This window comes from uncultured Helicobacter sp. (assembly GCF_937906905.1).
Classification (GTDB): Bacteria; Campylobacterota; Campylobacteria; order Campylobacterales; family Helicobacteraceae; genus Helicobacter_B.
The window spans coordinates 182,119-196,135 of the sequence record NZ_CALERY010000002.1; the positions used below are offsets into that span (position 1 = coordinate 182,119).

10 protein-coding genes are annotated in these 14,017 nt (G+C 47.3%); 3 read left to right on the forward strand and 7 right to left on the reverse strand.

From position 1 onward, the window contains the following. Nucleotides 1-10: 10 nt before the first annotated feature. Nucleotides 11-1,357 carry an outer membrane family protein gene (locus Q0171_RS00930; RefSeq protein WP_299325733.1) on the reverse strand — a complete coding sequence of 449 codons (1,347 nt, stop codon included), beginning with the start codon at nucleotides 1,355-1,357 and terminating at the stop codon, nucleotides 11-13. 7 nt (nucleotides 1,358-1,364) lie between these two features. Then, entirely contained in the window at nucleotides 1,365-3,905 is a 2,541-nt protein-coding gene (gene glyS, locus Q0171_RS00935; RefSeq protein ID WP_299325734.1) for a glycine--tRNA ligase subunit beta, read from the reverse strand. Between the two features lie 98 nt (nucleotides 3,906-4,003). Here glyS and Q0171_RS00940 point away from each other — a divergent pair, with 98 nt between their 5' ends. After that, nucleotides 4,004-4,864, forward strand: a complete 861-nt coding sequence (locus Q0171_RS00940) for a hypothetical protein (RefSeq protein ID WP_299325736.1) — start codon at nucleotides 4,004-4,006, stop codon at nucleotides 4,862-4,864. A gap of 28 nt (nucleotides 4,865-4,892) precedes the next feature. On the opposite strand, the gene Q0171_RS00945 is transcribed toward Q0171_RS00940, so the two are convergent. Continuing rightward, nucleotides 4,893-7,544 carry an ankyrin repeat domain-containing protein gene (locus Q0171_RS00945; RefSeq protein WP_299325738.1) on the reverse strand — a complete coding sequence of 884 codons (2,652 nt, stop codon included), beginning with the start codon at nucleotides 7,542-7,544 and terminating at the stop codon, nucleotides 4,893-4,895. 206 nt (nucleotides 7,545-7,750) lie between these two features. On the opposite strand from Q0171_RS00945, the gene Q0171_RS00950 reads away from it, so the two are divergent. Next, nucleotides 7,751-7,930, forward strand: coding sequence for a hypothetical protein (locus Q0171_RS00950; protein ID WP_299325739.1), 180 nt, complete (start codon nucleotides 7,751-7,753; stop codon nucleotides 7,928-7,930). Between the two features lie 87 nt (nucleotides 7,931-8,017). Continuing rightward, nucleotides 8,018-9,394 (forward strand): DNA recombination protein RmuC, encoded by a 1,377-nt coding sequence (rmuC, locus tag Q0171_RS00955; protein ID WP_299325740.1) that lies wholly within the window; start codon nucleotides 8,018-8,020, stop codon nucleotides 9,392-9,394. A gap of 346 nt (nucleotides 9,395-9,740) precedes the next feature. On the opposite strand, the gene Q0171_RS00960 is transcribed toward rmuC, so the two are convergent. From Q0171_RS00960 to Q0171_RS00975, 4 genes are all read right to left on the reverse strand, one after another. After that, on the reverse strand, nucleotides 9,741-10,946 hold the full coding sequence (locus Q0171_RS00960; RefSeq protein WP_299325741.1) for a 2,3,4,5-tetrahydropyridine-2,6-carboxylate N-succinyltransferase: 1,206 nt from the start codon (nucleotides 10,944-10,946) through the stop codon (nucleotides 9,741-9,743). 32 nt (nucleotides 10,947-10,978) lie between these two features. Then, on the reverse strand, nucleotides 10,979-11,893 hold the full coding sequence (locus tag Q0171_RS00965; protein WP_299325742.1) for an AEC family transporter: 915 nt from the start codon (nucleotides 11,891-11,893) through the stop codon (nucleotides 10,979-10,981). A gap of 71 nt (nucleotides 11,894-11,964) precedes the next feature. Then, on the reverse strand, nucleotides 11,965-13,287 hold the full coding sequence (locus Q0171_RS00970; protein WP_299325744.1) for a patatin-like phospholipase family protein: 1,323 nt from the start codon (nucleotides 13,285-13,287) through the stop codon (nucleotides 11,965-11,967). Further along, the gene (locus tag Q0171_RS00975) at nucleotides 13,281-13,763 is read right to left on the reverse strand and encodes a phosphatidylglycerophosphatase A (RefSeq protein WP_299325883.1); all 483 of its coding nucleotides are present in this window, start codon (nucleotides 13,761-13,763) and stop codon (nucleotides 13,281-13,283) included. Before Q0171_RS00975 ends, Q0171_RS00970 begins: the two co-directional genes overlap by 7 nt. Nucleotides 13,764-14,017: the final 254 nt, after the last annotated feature.

The window sequence follows — 14,017 nt, forward strand, 5'->3', positions numbered from 1 at the left end:
TGTTAATGGTTTAGAATTTATAGCCTATCCACAGCTTGCTTACTAATGTCCTAGAGTAGCGCACCTCATCGAGATATGCTATCGTCAAATGCCATTTCACCCGTGTGAAATCTAGCTCAATCTCGCCTACGACTTGATTGGAGTAATGCACATCAGGGGCAAAAAACATCGTCCGCCCAAGCCCGATAAATCCCCCTAGCTCACACGATTTACCTAGCATAATCCCACGATAATCCAGCTTGACATACCCTGTGCGCCCACCTTCTCCATAAATGTAAGTGTTGTATTCAAGTGGGTTATTATCCGCATAGATGGGGAGCAGATTTGTGGCGTGATTTTTGTCATTGACTACTGCGCCAAGGGATAGATGAAAGTAGCCCAAACCTAGCAGTGCTTCAAGATGCGCCACTCCGCCATTACGCTTGCCAAAGCTACCCTTTTGATAGCAGGCAAGCCCCACTTCCTCTGCGACTTGTGGGTTAGCACAAAGGTTTGGGTCTTGTATCCCAGCACTCACAAAGGTCCCGTGTGCCTTAATCCCCAAATCCCAGAATCCAAAGTCCTTTGTATAGCGCACGCTAAGCCCACTAGCGACATACAAGCTAGCCAAATAGTTTGCATAGAAGCGCAGCCCAAAATGCTCTTTTTGGTAATTGGCATCAGCATAGAAGTGATGATTGATCGCATAGCCTTGGTGCTTTTCATAGAGATTCTTAAGATAGCCATAGCGCGTGTTTTCCGCTGGGTTGGCATAAGACTGCCGATAAAAGCCCCCAAATGCTACACGCACGCCCTTTATATCTGCATACACCTCCGCGCCCTCTAAATAATCCCCCATCCACTCATATTCCGCAGCATATCGCCCCACGCGAAAGCCCATATTTTTATACTCATAGCCTAGAAATAATGCTGGCAAATGCGCGCTATCACTTGTGTAGAAAAGATCCTTTGCTTCATCGTTGTTGATAAGCAAAGAGTAGATTCTAGGGTCTTCTTGCATATCAGTGCGTGTAATGGGTCGCTTGGCATTATCGGCAATCTTCCCAACAGCAGAAAACTCCGTGCCTATGTAGAATCCATAAAATCGCTCGCTTGTCAGTGAGATCTTCGCCCAAAGCGCGCTATATCCCGTGGCAAAGGGCGCGCTAAATAAAGTAGAATCCAAATGCGCCGCAGTGGTGAAAGAGGCTAGGTCAATGTCTGTAACTTGTAAAAAGGGTGCGGATCTCTCGCTACTACTAGAATGAAGTGATGGGCTAGGGGCAGTGGTGATATATGCGCTGGATTCTAGGGCTTGGGGCTGTGTGCTAGCTAGGAGAGCCGCACTTATGATAGTCCATACCCATAGCAAGCGCATAGCAATCCTAAATGGCTAGTTCCTTCAAATCTCCTATGGTGCAAAACTCCGCATAAATCGCATATAGGAGTGTTTTGCGATTGCGCCGCAAGGCAGGATTATCATCATTGACAAGCACTTTATCAAAAAACGCTTCTAGCACATCTTTGAGCAAAAAGAGCGCGTTAAGCTTATCTTGCGGGTGGGTGATGGCGGGGAGATTGAGCGATAGGAGTTTGTTGTAGAGGGTGGATTCGGGGGGGGTTAGGAGGGAAGTGTCGATAGGGTTGGCTGGCGTTGGCTGCTGCTTGGAGGATTGGGCTTTGCTTGGTTTTGGCGTTGGCTTTTGCGCGCTTTTGCGGGAGTCTGCGGCGTGGGCTTGCTCATTACCGCTCAGGTAAATCCCTTCGCCCCCGCCTTGACAACCCACAAAATCATCGCAAAATCCTTCCGCCTGCGGCTTGTTTAAACTTTGAGCGTTACCCCTAGAATCCACTTTTTTATTTTCAGCAGATTTTTCACGCCCAGCTTCTTTTGCTTCTTCTAGAATTCTAGGAATTGCGGTGGTGCTAGTGGTGCTTTTTGTGGATTTTGGGGTAGAGCTAGACTTGAGGTCTGCGGTTGCCCCAAAATCCACAAAATCACCGCTATGACTACCCAAAGCCGAATCCCTAAGCCCAATAGAATCCATATCTTTAGTGATATTTGCCACCCTCTTAAACACTGCCATAAGCTCTTCTCTATCATCGCGCTTTAGCAAAGATTCTAGAGCTTTGGCATTGCTGGCGATGGTGCAGAGATCTGTGCTTGTCCCCCTTGAAGCAGAGCGGAAAATTTGGGCTGGTATGTCTAAAATGGATTCTAGCCGCTCGATGATAAACCCTTGCAAGCGCGTGAGATTCTCTTGGCTAATGGCATAGCCGCACTCTTTGGCTAAATCTACTAGAATCTGCTTTATATCAAAGGCTAGCTCCCACTCTAGCACGATTTTTACCACGCCATTTGCCGCACGCCGCAGGGCAAAGGGGTCTTTTGAGCCACTAGGGATTGTGCCTAGGCTAAAAAGCCCAAGCAAGCTCTCAAGCTTCCCACTAAGGGCTACAATCGCGCTTATTTTGCTGCTTGGCAGCGCAGAGTTCTCGCCATTTGGGAGGTATTGCTCTTTTATCGCTTGGGCGATGTCGTGCGGAAGCCCTTGTGCTAGCGCGTAGTAATGCCCCATAATCCCTTGCAGCTCTGGGAATTCGCCCACCATTTCACTAAGCAAATCTGCCTTAGATAGCGCGAGTGCTTGGGTGATTAGCGCGCTATCTTGCCCCCATAATCGCGCCAAATACGCGCCGATAATCTCTTCTCTGTGTGTTTTCTCCAGCATAGAGCCTAGCCCATCGATATAGGCAATGCTTGCTAAAGGCTCTTTTGCTAGGGGTGTGGCGCAGTCGTTGCGGTAGAAAAACTCCGCATCGCTTAAACGCGCTTTTAGCACGCGCTCATTGCCGCTGATAATCGCGCTAAAATCATCGCAAAGCGCGTTCGCCACGACTATGAAGCCCTGATATAGCCGCCCATCTTTATATACGCTAAAGTATTTTTGATGCTCTTTCATTGAGGTGGTGATCACTTCTCCTGGCAGTGTCAAAAACCGCCTATCAAAGCTCCCTAAAAGCGCGGTGGGATACTCTGTGATGGCTACAATTTGCGCTAGCAGCGCAGAATCTAGCTTGACTTGCACTTGGTGGGCGGACTCTATCGCCCTAATTTGCGCTAGAATCCGCTCCTTTCTCTCATCTGCGCTAAGGATTATGCCGCCATTTTTGAGCTTGTGTAGGTAGTCATCAATCCCTGTGATTTGCACCCACTTTTCCCCTTGCGCCAAAGCAGCATTATCAAAAGTGGATTCTAGTAGATCTTGTGCTTGTGGCTTGTAGGAGCGGTGTAAAAGCGTCGCTGGTAAGAAGCTCTGCCCAAAAATCCTAGAATCCACTTTTGCGCTGATAGGCTCTCCGCCAAGTAGTATCATAATATTGCGGATTGGGCGGATAAAGCTTTCACTCCCACTGCCCTCTTGAGCGTCCCCCCAGCGCATACTCTTGCCAAAGTGTAAGGAGCAGATAAAGCTTACCACCACCTCCCCTAGCACCTGCTCGCTTGGTGTTCCTGCAATAAGTTTGCGATAGTAGAGCACTTCTTTGCCATCTTTTTGTGTAGTTTGTAGGGCAGCGATGGATTCTGGGCTGGTAGGATCTAAGCCGATTTTCTTGCAAAATCCCTCGCCCGCTTTGCTTAAACCCTTGCTCCTGTCCCCATCGACAAATGCCATAGCCACAGGTGCGCCAAAAAACTCTTGCGTAATAGAATCCGTCCGCGTGGGGAATGCGCGACTATAAATAGCAATCCTGCGCGGTGTGTAGTGCAGCTCACAAGGGGCTTGTAAATGCGTATTTGCCAAAGCTTGCTCCCACTTTTGCTTAAGATTGCCCCACTCTTTGAGAAAGGGAAGTGCGGGAAGCTCTTCTGTGAGAATCTCTACTAGCAGCTCTTTAGCTGCTTGCGAATCGCTAGATGACATTAGTGTCCTTAGTCTTTGGGTATAATGCGCCATTGTAGCAAATCCAATATTAAAAGGCTTTTATGAGATTTTTATCCATAGCTATGGCTTTGTGCTGTATGTGGGCTTTAATGCAAGCAGCTCCTAGCGCGAAATTCCCCCAAGTAGAGTGTGCCAACCCTCATCGCTTCACCAAAGCACAAAGAGATCACATCATCTACGCCTATAACTTTGGCGCGCCAAAGGGTATGGGCTACACAATGGCGGCAATCGCGTGGCAGGAGTCTTGCGCTGGGGCGTATATGCTAAATTTTAGCGACCCTTCTGCTGGGCTTTACCACGCGCATATCCCTGTGGTGCTCAAATACTACTCTAGCTACAACGACACGCCCTTTACGCGCAATGTTATGGGGCAGCTGCTTATCGATGATAGGAAATTTGCTAGTCAAGTGGCATTAGACTCGCTAATGTATTGGCACGGCTACCACAAGGGCAATCACAAAAACATCATCAAATCCTACAACAAAGGCTTCCGCTGGCAAAAAGAGCGAGCTAGCAACAAACTCGCAGAATCCTACTACCTAAATATCCGCAAAAAAATCCGCGCCCTAGAATCCTATATCCCCAAATACTCGCGCGTGAAAAATCAAAGCGTATTGATAGAAATCCACGATAAAAACAAATCCGCTGCCACCATAAATAGCCGCATACAAAGTGCCACGCCCCAAGCTAAATCCACCCCAATCGCACCCAAGCAATCTACCCCCAAGCAGCCAAATCCACCAGCAGCCCAAAAGCCTAGCCCCAAGCCCCCCACGACAAAAGAGACACCACCTCGCCGCTACCAAGCCCCAAACACTGCTGATGACTTTGTCGATCTGCCTTTAGAGGGCGGCTCCAAGCAGCCAAATAGCAATCAAGCCCACCCCAATTATGATGCTAACTTTGAAGACTTCACGCTTATTTTTGAGGGGCATTAGTAGAATCTAAAGCCCTAGATCATAAACCCTAGCGCAAAAGGCTCATTAGCTCTATGTGATGAAAATGCTCTGCTATCGCATAGGCATTGTAGTCATCGCTATTTTTGTGCTCTTTGTTTGCACCTTTGGCTAAAAGCTTTTTGACACACTCCACTTCGCCAATCTCTGTGGCAAAGAGCAGTGGGGTAAAGCCGTTGCAATCTTTTTCTACATTATCGACATTGCTAGTGGATTCTAGTAGCAGATCAAAAATCGCATAATACTCTTGGAGAAAACGCTTATGCCCTTTGGTTATCATTGCTAATGCTGCTTGCCATAGCTCTGGGTGGTTAGATCTTGTTGCATAAGCATTGCGCAGTGTCTCATCATCAAAGATTGACTCATTTAGTCTCCCCTTGCTTGCGGCGATAATTTGCTCCTTGCTCATTGCGGATATGGCAGCAGATGGATCAGGCACATTGCCCTTAGCCCAAGCAATACACTGCAAGCAGTAATACAGCGCACTTAGATTGTCTCTATCACAAGTGTGTGTATCTATATCCGCCCCAGAATCTAGCAGTAGCTTCACTACTTCCACAAGCCCTAGAGCAATAGCAAGAGATAGCGCGGTGTGCTTTTTCTTTCTAAGTCTTGTGTTTAGGGCTTCTTGGCTCATCTTTGGGATAAGCAGTGCGCAAAGCTCTAGGGCTTTTTGCTTTTGTGCCTCATTGTAGCGTTGTCGCTCAGGCTCGCCCAAGCCTTGTAATGCAAATATCAGCACACTTCCCCCATCATCTTTACGCCAATTTACATCAGCCCCAAGCTCTATGAGTCTTTTGCTAGATTCTACATCAAGGATTCCACAAGTGTGTGCAAGCTGGCTAACGGGATTAGGGTAAATATCTGTGATCATTTTATTAGGCTTTGTGAAATCTATGGGCAGATTTTTTAGCGTTTCATCATCGGTTGTAAAGTGATTAGGCGAGAAAAGTGCAAACTTCTTCTCCTGCTTTTTTGCACGCTTTTGCTCTAAGATCCCTTGCTCATCTTTGTAGAATAGCAGTGTAAATTTATGCCTAAAATACTGCACCAAATACCCCACATCATCTGCCTGACTCACTAGTCCTAAAAAATACGCGCTTTTGTAGAATTTGCTTAAAGGGGCTTTGGCGTTATTGACATCAAGTGTGTTTTGGCGTGTGAGATTGGCACTAACTGCCATACCTTCTTCTACTACTTTTTTATAATTTTCCCCCATTACGCCTTTGCCATACTCTAAGGCATTTAGATAATGCTCTTGGGCTTTTTTGAGTAGCTCTTTTTGCTTGGTGTGAGAGTTTCGCGCTTTATGAGCGTAGAATCGCCCTTGCATAAAGTGCAGATATGGATCATTTTTATAAGCATTTAGGCTTTCTACTTCCTCTAGCCCATCGGTAAATGCCTTTTCATTAAGCGGCTTATGTGGCAAGCTCGCTGTAAAAAGCTTGCCCTGCGCCTTAGCATAGCTCTCAAACGACTTGTCAAAAAGCTCTAGAATCTGTGGCTCTGTCAAGCTGATAATGTGCTTTGGATTTGTCAAAGCCTGCATACACGATTGCAGATATATCTCACAATCCAAAATCTTATCACCACAAGTGGGAGCAAACGCACGAGAAGGCACAAAAAAGTCAATATACTCAAAGTAGTGCTTATGTGCAATGCGAAGAGAGCTTCCTAGCTGCTGGGCGAAGTTTTTCAAGGCTTCTTGGGGTATTTGATTGATATTTTTTAGCATACATATTGCAAAAATCCTATGCCCATAATAATTTACTAGTGTATTAAGAGCATTTTTTGCCCCGTGTGCTTGGCTAGCACAGGTATTTAGCACTTGCTCTAGTAGCTCTCTACTCTCCAAAACCCCAAACACATTCATAAGCCGATAGTGCGCGACAAGCACTTCACAAAGTTCCTTGCCGAAGTATTTCCCTGCCCAGTTGAAAAAGCTATCAACAAGCTTGGCGATATGGAGTAGCGAGCTAATTTGCGTTGGCGATAGGTTTTCACAATATGAAGCAATCTGGCTGATGTCTTGGATAGATTTGTGGCTTGGGGTGTGGCTGCCATTAAGCCAATTTTCGATACTTTTGCTGGTGTTGGTGTTGATTAGCAGTGTTGTAAGGGTCTTAAAGCTATTGCGATCCCCACTTATTTCACAATATTTCTTTAAATCCACATTGTTTGCGATAAGGACAAGGGCTTTTTGCACTGCGCTTTGCTCCCCAATTATTTCAGGCAAAATCCTATCGATTACTAAGCTTTCGTGCTTGCTATCCATAATGTATTCAAACAATGGCGCGACAAAAGGGATCACAAAATGCACCAAAGTAGCAAAGTCAAGCTGCTTTTGGCTAGCACCTAGTGTCTCTATATGCCCGCAATATTTTTCATAATACTCTAACGCATTGCCCAAAATCGCTTCAAGTGAGTGCGGATCATCAGTGCGAAGCACAGAAGCGATACGCTTTATAAGTGTATCGCGCATACCCCCATACTCACGCAAGGATAGCTCGTCATTTTTCCTAAATCGCTCAAGCTTTTTGCTTTCATAGTGTGGAATCTCTAATCGTTCAAGCTCTTTGCTGCCATAGTGTGGAATTTCTAGGATTTTACATAGCTCACAGATGATCTCGCTTGCGCCATAAAATCTCGCAAATGTTTTCATATAGCTCCTTTAGTTTGGCGATTAGGTATTGTATCTAAGCGATCTTATTGGTGTAAGAAAAGCCAATGACAAGAAACTGCAGCGTTAAGATTCTAGCTTTGTAAATTCGTGTCGCTTTTGTTTCGTGCATTTATGAGAGTCTTTTACTAGAATCCACCTTGCAATGTCTGCAGAGTCATTGCAAATTTATTGATAAGGAGAGAGCAATGAGAACATATATCGCGCCTAAACCTAATCCCCATAAGCCAATGGGACCTATTGGCATTGCGGTGGGAAAAGGAAAGCCTACTATAGACCCTAATGAAGCTGGGTGGCCTTCTACAAATCCGGGCGAGGAAAGCGGCGGCGGCAGAGGCAACAATCCGCCTAAGCCTAAAAAGAAATAACTAAGCCCCTTATGGGGCATATTTACACTACATTCTACGCTACAATACTCAGCACTTACACAATACTACTTGATCACAAGGATCACTATGACATTGCTTGATAGCATTTTGCTTATTGCGTTGTTTGCATTAGGTGGAGTGGGGGCTTTGCTCTATGCGCGCTATATCGCCGCACAAAAAGCCCTGCATTTAAGCGAGACACTTCGCCAAGAGATTGCTACTAAAGCCCAAGCCCTAGAATCCACTGCCAAATCCCTAGAATCTAGCCATATCCAAGCCCTGCAAGAAATCGCCAGCCTAAAAGCCACGCTCACTACTGCCAATGAGCGGCTCCAAGAGCAGCGCGCAGACTCTGCTCGCCAAAAGACAGAGCTGCAAGACAAATATGAGCAAGATCTCTCCAAGCTAGAATCTCAATATAAACTCTCCATAAGCACCTTGCAAAATGAGCTAGCCAAGAATCTAGAGCTACAAAAGACTGCCTTGCTGAATGAAAGCAAGCTCGCGCTTAGCAAGGATTCTAAAGCGATTTTAGATGAGGTTTTCACGCCTATAAAAACGCGCGTGGAAGAGTATCAAAAGACCCTTTTGCAAAACGAAGCCAAGCTCAAAGAAAACATCGACAACGCTTTCAAATACTCCCAAGAGATGAGTAAAAGTGCGCAAGAGCTAGGGCGGATTCTAAAGGGTGATAAAAAGCTGCGCGGAAACTTCGGCGAGCTGCAGCTAAAAAGGGTGTTTGAGAGTAGCGGACTCATTGAAGGCAGACAATATAGCCTCCAAGAGCAGCTCCACACGCAAGGTGGGCGATATATCCCTGATGCGATTGTCCGCCTTGATGACAAGCGCAACATCATCATTGACGCCAAATTCCCCCTGCCAAATGCCATAACTTGCGATGATGAGACAGAGATAAACACCCAAGAAATCGCGCAAAATCTCAAAGCGCGCATTGATGAGCTAGCGAGCAAGCCCTATAAGGACATAGAAAATGCCTATGACTTTGTGCTGCTTTTTATCCCCTATAACAATATCTTAGATCTAGCCTTAGAAGCGGATTCTAGCTTGTATAACTATGCCTATTCTAAGCAGATTTATCTCACCACACCACATACGCTTTTTATGGCGTTAAAGACGATTGCTATCACTTGGCAGCATATCCAAAGCGATAAGAATATCAAGCAAGCCTTTGAAGAGCTTGGGAAGTTTTATGACAAATTTGCCGATGTGTGCAGCGATTTTGACAAGATGGCGCGAGGCTTGCAAAGTGCGCAAAGTGCGGCAGTCGCTATGGATACAAAGCTGCGCGGCAAGGGCGGGCTAGAATCTAGGCTTGATAAGCTAAAAGATCTAGGTGCTAAGACAAAAAAATCAATCTCCAAGTCAAAGAGCGCAAGGAGCGCGGCAATCGCCATGGATTTTGAAGTGGAGGAGGAGAGCCAAGAGGAGGAGCTGGAGGACTAGCGATCCAATCTTGAGCGATCAAGCCTTGCCCAAAATCCTGCTACAAACCAGTGTGGAGCATAGATTCTGCTAGAAAATCCTGGGGTCATCATCGCTAAGTATGCCTGTGTGCAAGAATCTGCTACCTAGATTTTAAGATCCATTGATCTCGCTAGTCTCTCTTTCGAATTTTTCAAACTTGATGTATTTGGGGTATAAATGGCTTGCATAGGGTGAAGTAGGCGAAGTGGCTATCCGCCGCCACTAGCCAAGAATCCAAATCCACACTCTGCACTAGATCTAGATCATAAATTGTTTTGCATTGGCAGCTACTCGCTAGTCAAGCGTGGATTTAGCGCAGCAAAACCTAATGCAAATCTGCGTTTAGCTCGATTTTGCGATTGCTTCTAAAGGCGATCATCTTGCCGCTTTTAGAGTCCTGCCTGTAATGCACCCCGTGCTTGCCTGATAGCTCGCGCCCCTTATATAGTCCGCTATCTTTGATAGCAAAGTCCGCATTGATTGCCGCGATTTTCTCCGCTTCTGCCTTATCGATAGCAAATATCGTGCCTGCAAGCACTGCGATACCGCCATCGACTATACAGCCATCACCTAGGCTTATGCCAGTGGAGCTATTGACCCCTAGTAGGCAGTTTTTGCCAATGGTGATAGGCTCGCTATTGCCCCCGCTTAGCACGCCTAGGATACTTGCCCCACCGCCCACATCGCTGCCTTCTCCTACAATCACGCTAGAGCTTATGCGCCCCTCATTCATACAAGCTCCAAGTGCGCCGGCGTTGAAATTCACATAGCTAGCACCGGGCATTTGCGTGTAGCCGCCGCTGCCAAGGTATGCGCCAAAGCGCGTTTTCGCAGAATCTAGCAGGCGGATATTGTCGTATTGGGGGATTACTTGCATTAAATATCGAGGGAATTTATCTACAAAGTCAATCGCAGGGAAGCTGCCCTCCATTTTTAGGCGGATTTCATTCTCGCGCAGCCACTCTAGCTCATAGGGGGCATTCCCACTCCACGCGACATTTTGCAATAGCCCAAATATCCCATCAAGCTGAAGTGAGCGCAAGGGGGCTTTGCCAAGCGATAGGGCTAGGAGCTTTAAGTAGGCAGACTCTACACTCTCGCATTTGCTATCGCTATATAGCACGCATAAATGGTAGCGGAAATGCCCACTATGAGTGTAGAGGCGATTTTGCGCTAGGGCATTTTGGAGCTCTAGGATAATTTGGATATTTTTATGCGTGCTTGGGTTTGCCAAAGATTCTGCCAAAAATGGCTCATACAGCTCTAACGCACGCTTGATGAAGCCCTCTGTAATGCCAAAAATCGCTTCACTATCACTAGAATGCAGCGGCGCAGCAGCCTTACACGCGTCAAAAAACACCGCATAGCTGCCTAGATTCTCATCTGTCCAATTGAGCAAGGGGTAGGTGGCACTAAGCACAGCTTGGGACTTCTGCCCATACTCAATGCGCGCAATCCCAAAGGCTAAAGGCTTTTTATACTCGGGGAGATTTTGAGTCGCAGAGACAAATGCTTTAAAAGAATCTTTCATCATAGCTCCTTGATTTGAATAGGGGTATTATATTACAAATGGCTTATATATAGCCAAAATGGCGTGCTAAAAGCTGCGAGTGGCACACCAGCCACGATACAAGAAATCGCCAGCCTAGAATCCAGCCCTGCGCGTGCGATCACCGCGACTGCGCTAATGAGTGGGGGCATAGCCACTTCTAGTAGCACCATTTGGTGGTCTTCTTGCACCCCTATGCCAAACACATACAAAAACCCCAAATACAACATCGGCGTAAGTACCATACCAAAGCCTAGCACGACTCCCACCCTCCTCCACTGTAAGCGCAAAAAATCAAAACGCAGCTGCACCCCTATGGCAAAGAGAGCCACCGGCGTAGCGCACGCTGCTAGAGACAAAATCGGCGCGAAAAGTAGCTCTGGGATACTAAAGGGCATAGCCTTAAGCCCAAAGCCACAAAGCATAGAGAGGAAGAGAGGGTTTGCAAAAAGGCGCACCCCCACCGCGCGCAAGCGGAATTTCGCCCCAGAGCTTAGGCTAAGGAGCAGCGGGGTTAAAACAGCTAGTGGTAGCCCCGTGCAAAACTGATCGAGCACGATCGCCTTATGCGCAGCTTGCTCGCCTAGCGCACCCTGCACGATAGGCACGCCCAAAAAAAGCGTATTGTGCAAAGAGACTAGAAATGCTATGGTAAGCGCAGTGGCAAAGCATAAGCGCAAAACCTTTAAGACAAACACAAACGCCAATGCGCCAGCTGCGAGATTGCACACAAGAGCTAGGGCAAAAAGCCCCAAAAGCTCTAAACTCACGCTTGAGTGATACACCCCTGTGAAAATCGCGCTGGGCAGGGCGAAGTTGAGCAAAAAGCCTAGCAGGATATTGCCCTGCCTATCGCCAAGCAGGCGCATTTTCTTCGCCAAGTATCCCAAGGACATAAAGACAAAAACACTATACATCGCCACAAGCACGGCTGCCCCCTTATACGCTAGAATCTAGTTGCACGCTTGCGCTCCTTTGCTTGCTTAAAGCAATCCCAAGCCTAGATTCTAGCACTTTCTTCATAAGCTAGCGCAAAAGCCAGCATAGCGCATAAAAGCTTCTCGCCAAACTCATCAAAAAGCGAAGTATCTGGCTTTTTGTCTTGCAAAATCGCATAGGCACGCGCGATTTCTCGCATAGCACTAGAATCCACTTTAGATTCTAGTGCTATGCCTTGGGTGATATGAGCTAGGTCGCGCTTGGCTTTAGCAAACACTTCTTGTGCGTTATAAATCATTGTCTCATCATAGCCCATAAGCTGCATATAGGATTCTAGCAGGGCAAGGGTGAGCTGCTCTAGGCTTATGCGCTGGGCGTTGTAGGGCTTAAGCGTGCTTAAAAGGAGGTCGCAAAATGGCGTGGTAGAAGTGAGCTTAGAAATTAGCCCTGTGCTTGCAAGCTGTGTGCCAAAGCGTGCTAGAGTGCTACTAGGCAGAGCGTTTTTGTCAAGCTCTTTTGCCAAAAGGCTAGCAAGCAGCCTGCTTGAGAGCGCGCTAAAGGTGCTGGAATCCACCTCATCTAAAGGCATAAACGCAAAGCGCAAGCCCACAAGAGAGCCAAAATACCGCTTTGTGTCTAAATAGCCTAGCTGCATATTGCGCGAGATGGATTGCGGCGTGAAGTCCAGCATCGTGCCTAGATAGCGCGAGGGGCGGATATGGCGCACAAGCGGATTGCTATCGTATTTGGTTACAAAGTCATTATGCAAGGAAATGGCGATGACTTCACTCGCCCCCATTTTGAAGGCTAAATCGATGGGCAAATTATCATAATACCCCCCATCAATGTAGCTCTTCCCGCTAATTTCATACACAGGAAACGCCGGAAAGCACGAAGCAGAAGCCATCACCCAATGCGGAAGACTCTCTTTAGTCAAGCTAGATGTGGTCTGCTCGCAAGCTTGGAAGCTAGGCACCTCCACACACAAAAGCCCAAAGTCCATAGCCGAGCTAGCAAGCTTTGTATAGTCCAAATGTGTGGTGATAATCTCCCACAGCGGCGCGGTATCCATACCCTTATTTTGCGAGTAGGATTTGAGAAATGGCAGGAGCTTTTGGGCGTTGTCAAAATAATAGTCCATATCAGTAGTGAGATTTAAGCCACTGCCTATGACTTTTTCTACATCAAGGCTCTCCCACAACGCGCTAGCTTTATCAAAGTCTCCTTGCGCGATCATCACGCCATTTAGCGCGCCAATGGATACACCTGTAACAAGGCTAAATGAGAATCCAAGCTCGCGCAAAGCCCTATACGCGCCTACTTGATACGCACCCTTTGACCCACCACCACCTAGCACTAAAGCACGCTTAGATTCTGCTACCATAGGCTTAAATCAACCCCAAAGCGTGAGAGAATCGCTAGCACAACAAGGCTAAACACCCCAGCCACAAGCCCAGCTAGCACATCATCTAGCACGACCCCAAGCCCACCTTTAAGCTTCCTATCCACACGCCCAATAATCGAGGGCTTCCAAATATCAAAGAGCCGAAATGTCCCAAACGCCAGAATCATCAGCGACACACTACACCCAGCCACCGCGCCGATAATCGCCATCGCCAGCCACACGCCCACAAGCTCATCGATGACGATCCACTTTTCATCGTGCTTGCCGCTATATGCCTCCCATTTATCAATCTCACGCACGGCGATTATCCCAAGCAAGCACGCAAGCAGGAAAAGCGTCTGCGCAGAGTAGAGCAAAATGGGCAGCCCAAGTAGCACGGAGAGTGCGCTGCCAGCGGTGCCGGGGGCTTTGGGGGATCGACCACTATACAACACACTTAGAAAAGCTATTGCTATGGGCGTTGGCTTTTGCGCGCTTTTGGGGGATTCTGCGGCGGGGGCTTGCTCATTACCGCTTAGGTAAATCCCTTCGCCCCCACCTTGAAAACCCCCAAAATCATCGCAAAATCCTGCCGCCTGCAGCGTGGTTAAATTTTGGGCGTTACCCCCAGAATCCACTTTTTCTAAAGAAGCTGCACTTTGACTTGTGGCGGTTTTGTCGTCATTGCGAGCCGCCGCGTTAGTGGCGGCGTGGCAATCCACTTCTAAAG

What these genes read in the sequence shown, in the direction of transcription:
- Q0171_RS00930 (WP_299325733.1), bottom strand. Translation starts at nt 1,357, where the DNA reads ATGCGCTTGCTATGGGTATGGACTATCATAAGTGCGGCTCTCCTAGCT.
- glyS (WP_299325734.1), bottom strand. Translation starts at nt 3,905, where the DNA reads ATGTCATCTAGCGATTCGCAAGCAGCTAAAGAGCTGCTAGTAGAGATT.
- Q0171_RS00940 (WP_299325736.1), top strand. Translation starts at nt 4,004, where the DNA reads ATGTGGGCTTTAATGCAAGCAGCTCCTAGCGCGAAATTCCCCCAAGTA.
- Q0171_RS00945 (WP_299325738.1), bottom strand. Translation starts at nt 7,544, where the DNA reads ATGAAAACATTTGCGAGATTTTATGGCGCAAGCGAGATCATCTGTGAG.
- Q0171_RS00950 (WP_299325739.1), top strand. Translation starts at nt 7,751, where the DNA reads ATGAGAACATATATCGCGCCTAAACCTAATCCCCATAAGCCAATGGGA.
- rmuC (WP_299325740.1), top strand. Translation starts at nt 8,018, where the DNA reads ATGACATTGCTTGATAGCATTTTGCTTATTGCGTTGTTTGCATTAGGT.
- Q0171_RS00960 (WP_299325741.1), bottom strand. Translation starts at nt 10,946, where the DNA reads ATGAAAGATTCTTTTAAAGCATTTGTCTCTGCGACTCAAAATCTCCCC.
- Q0171_RS00970 (WP_299325744.1), bottom strand. Translation starts at nt 13,287, where the DNA reads ATGGTAGCAGAATCTAAGCGTGCTTTAGTGCTAGGTGGTGGTGGGTCA.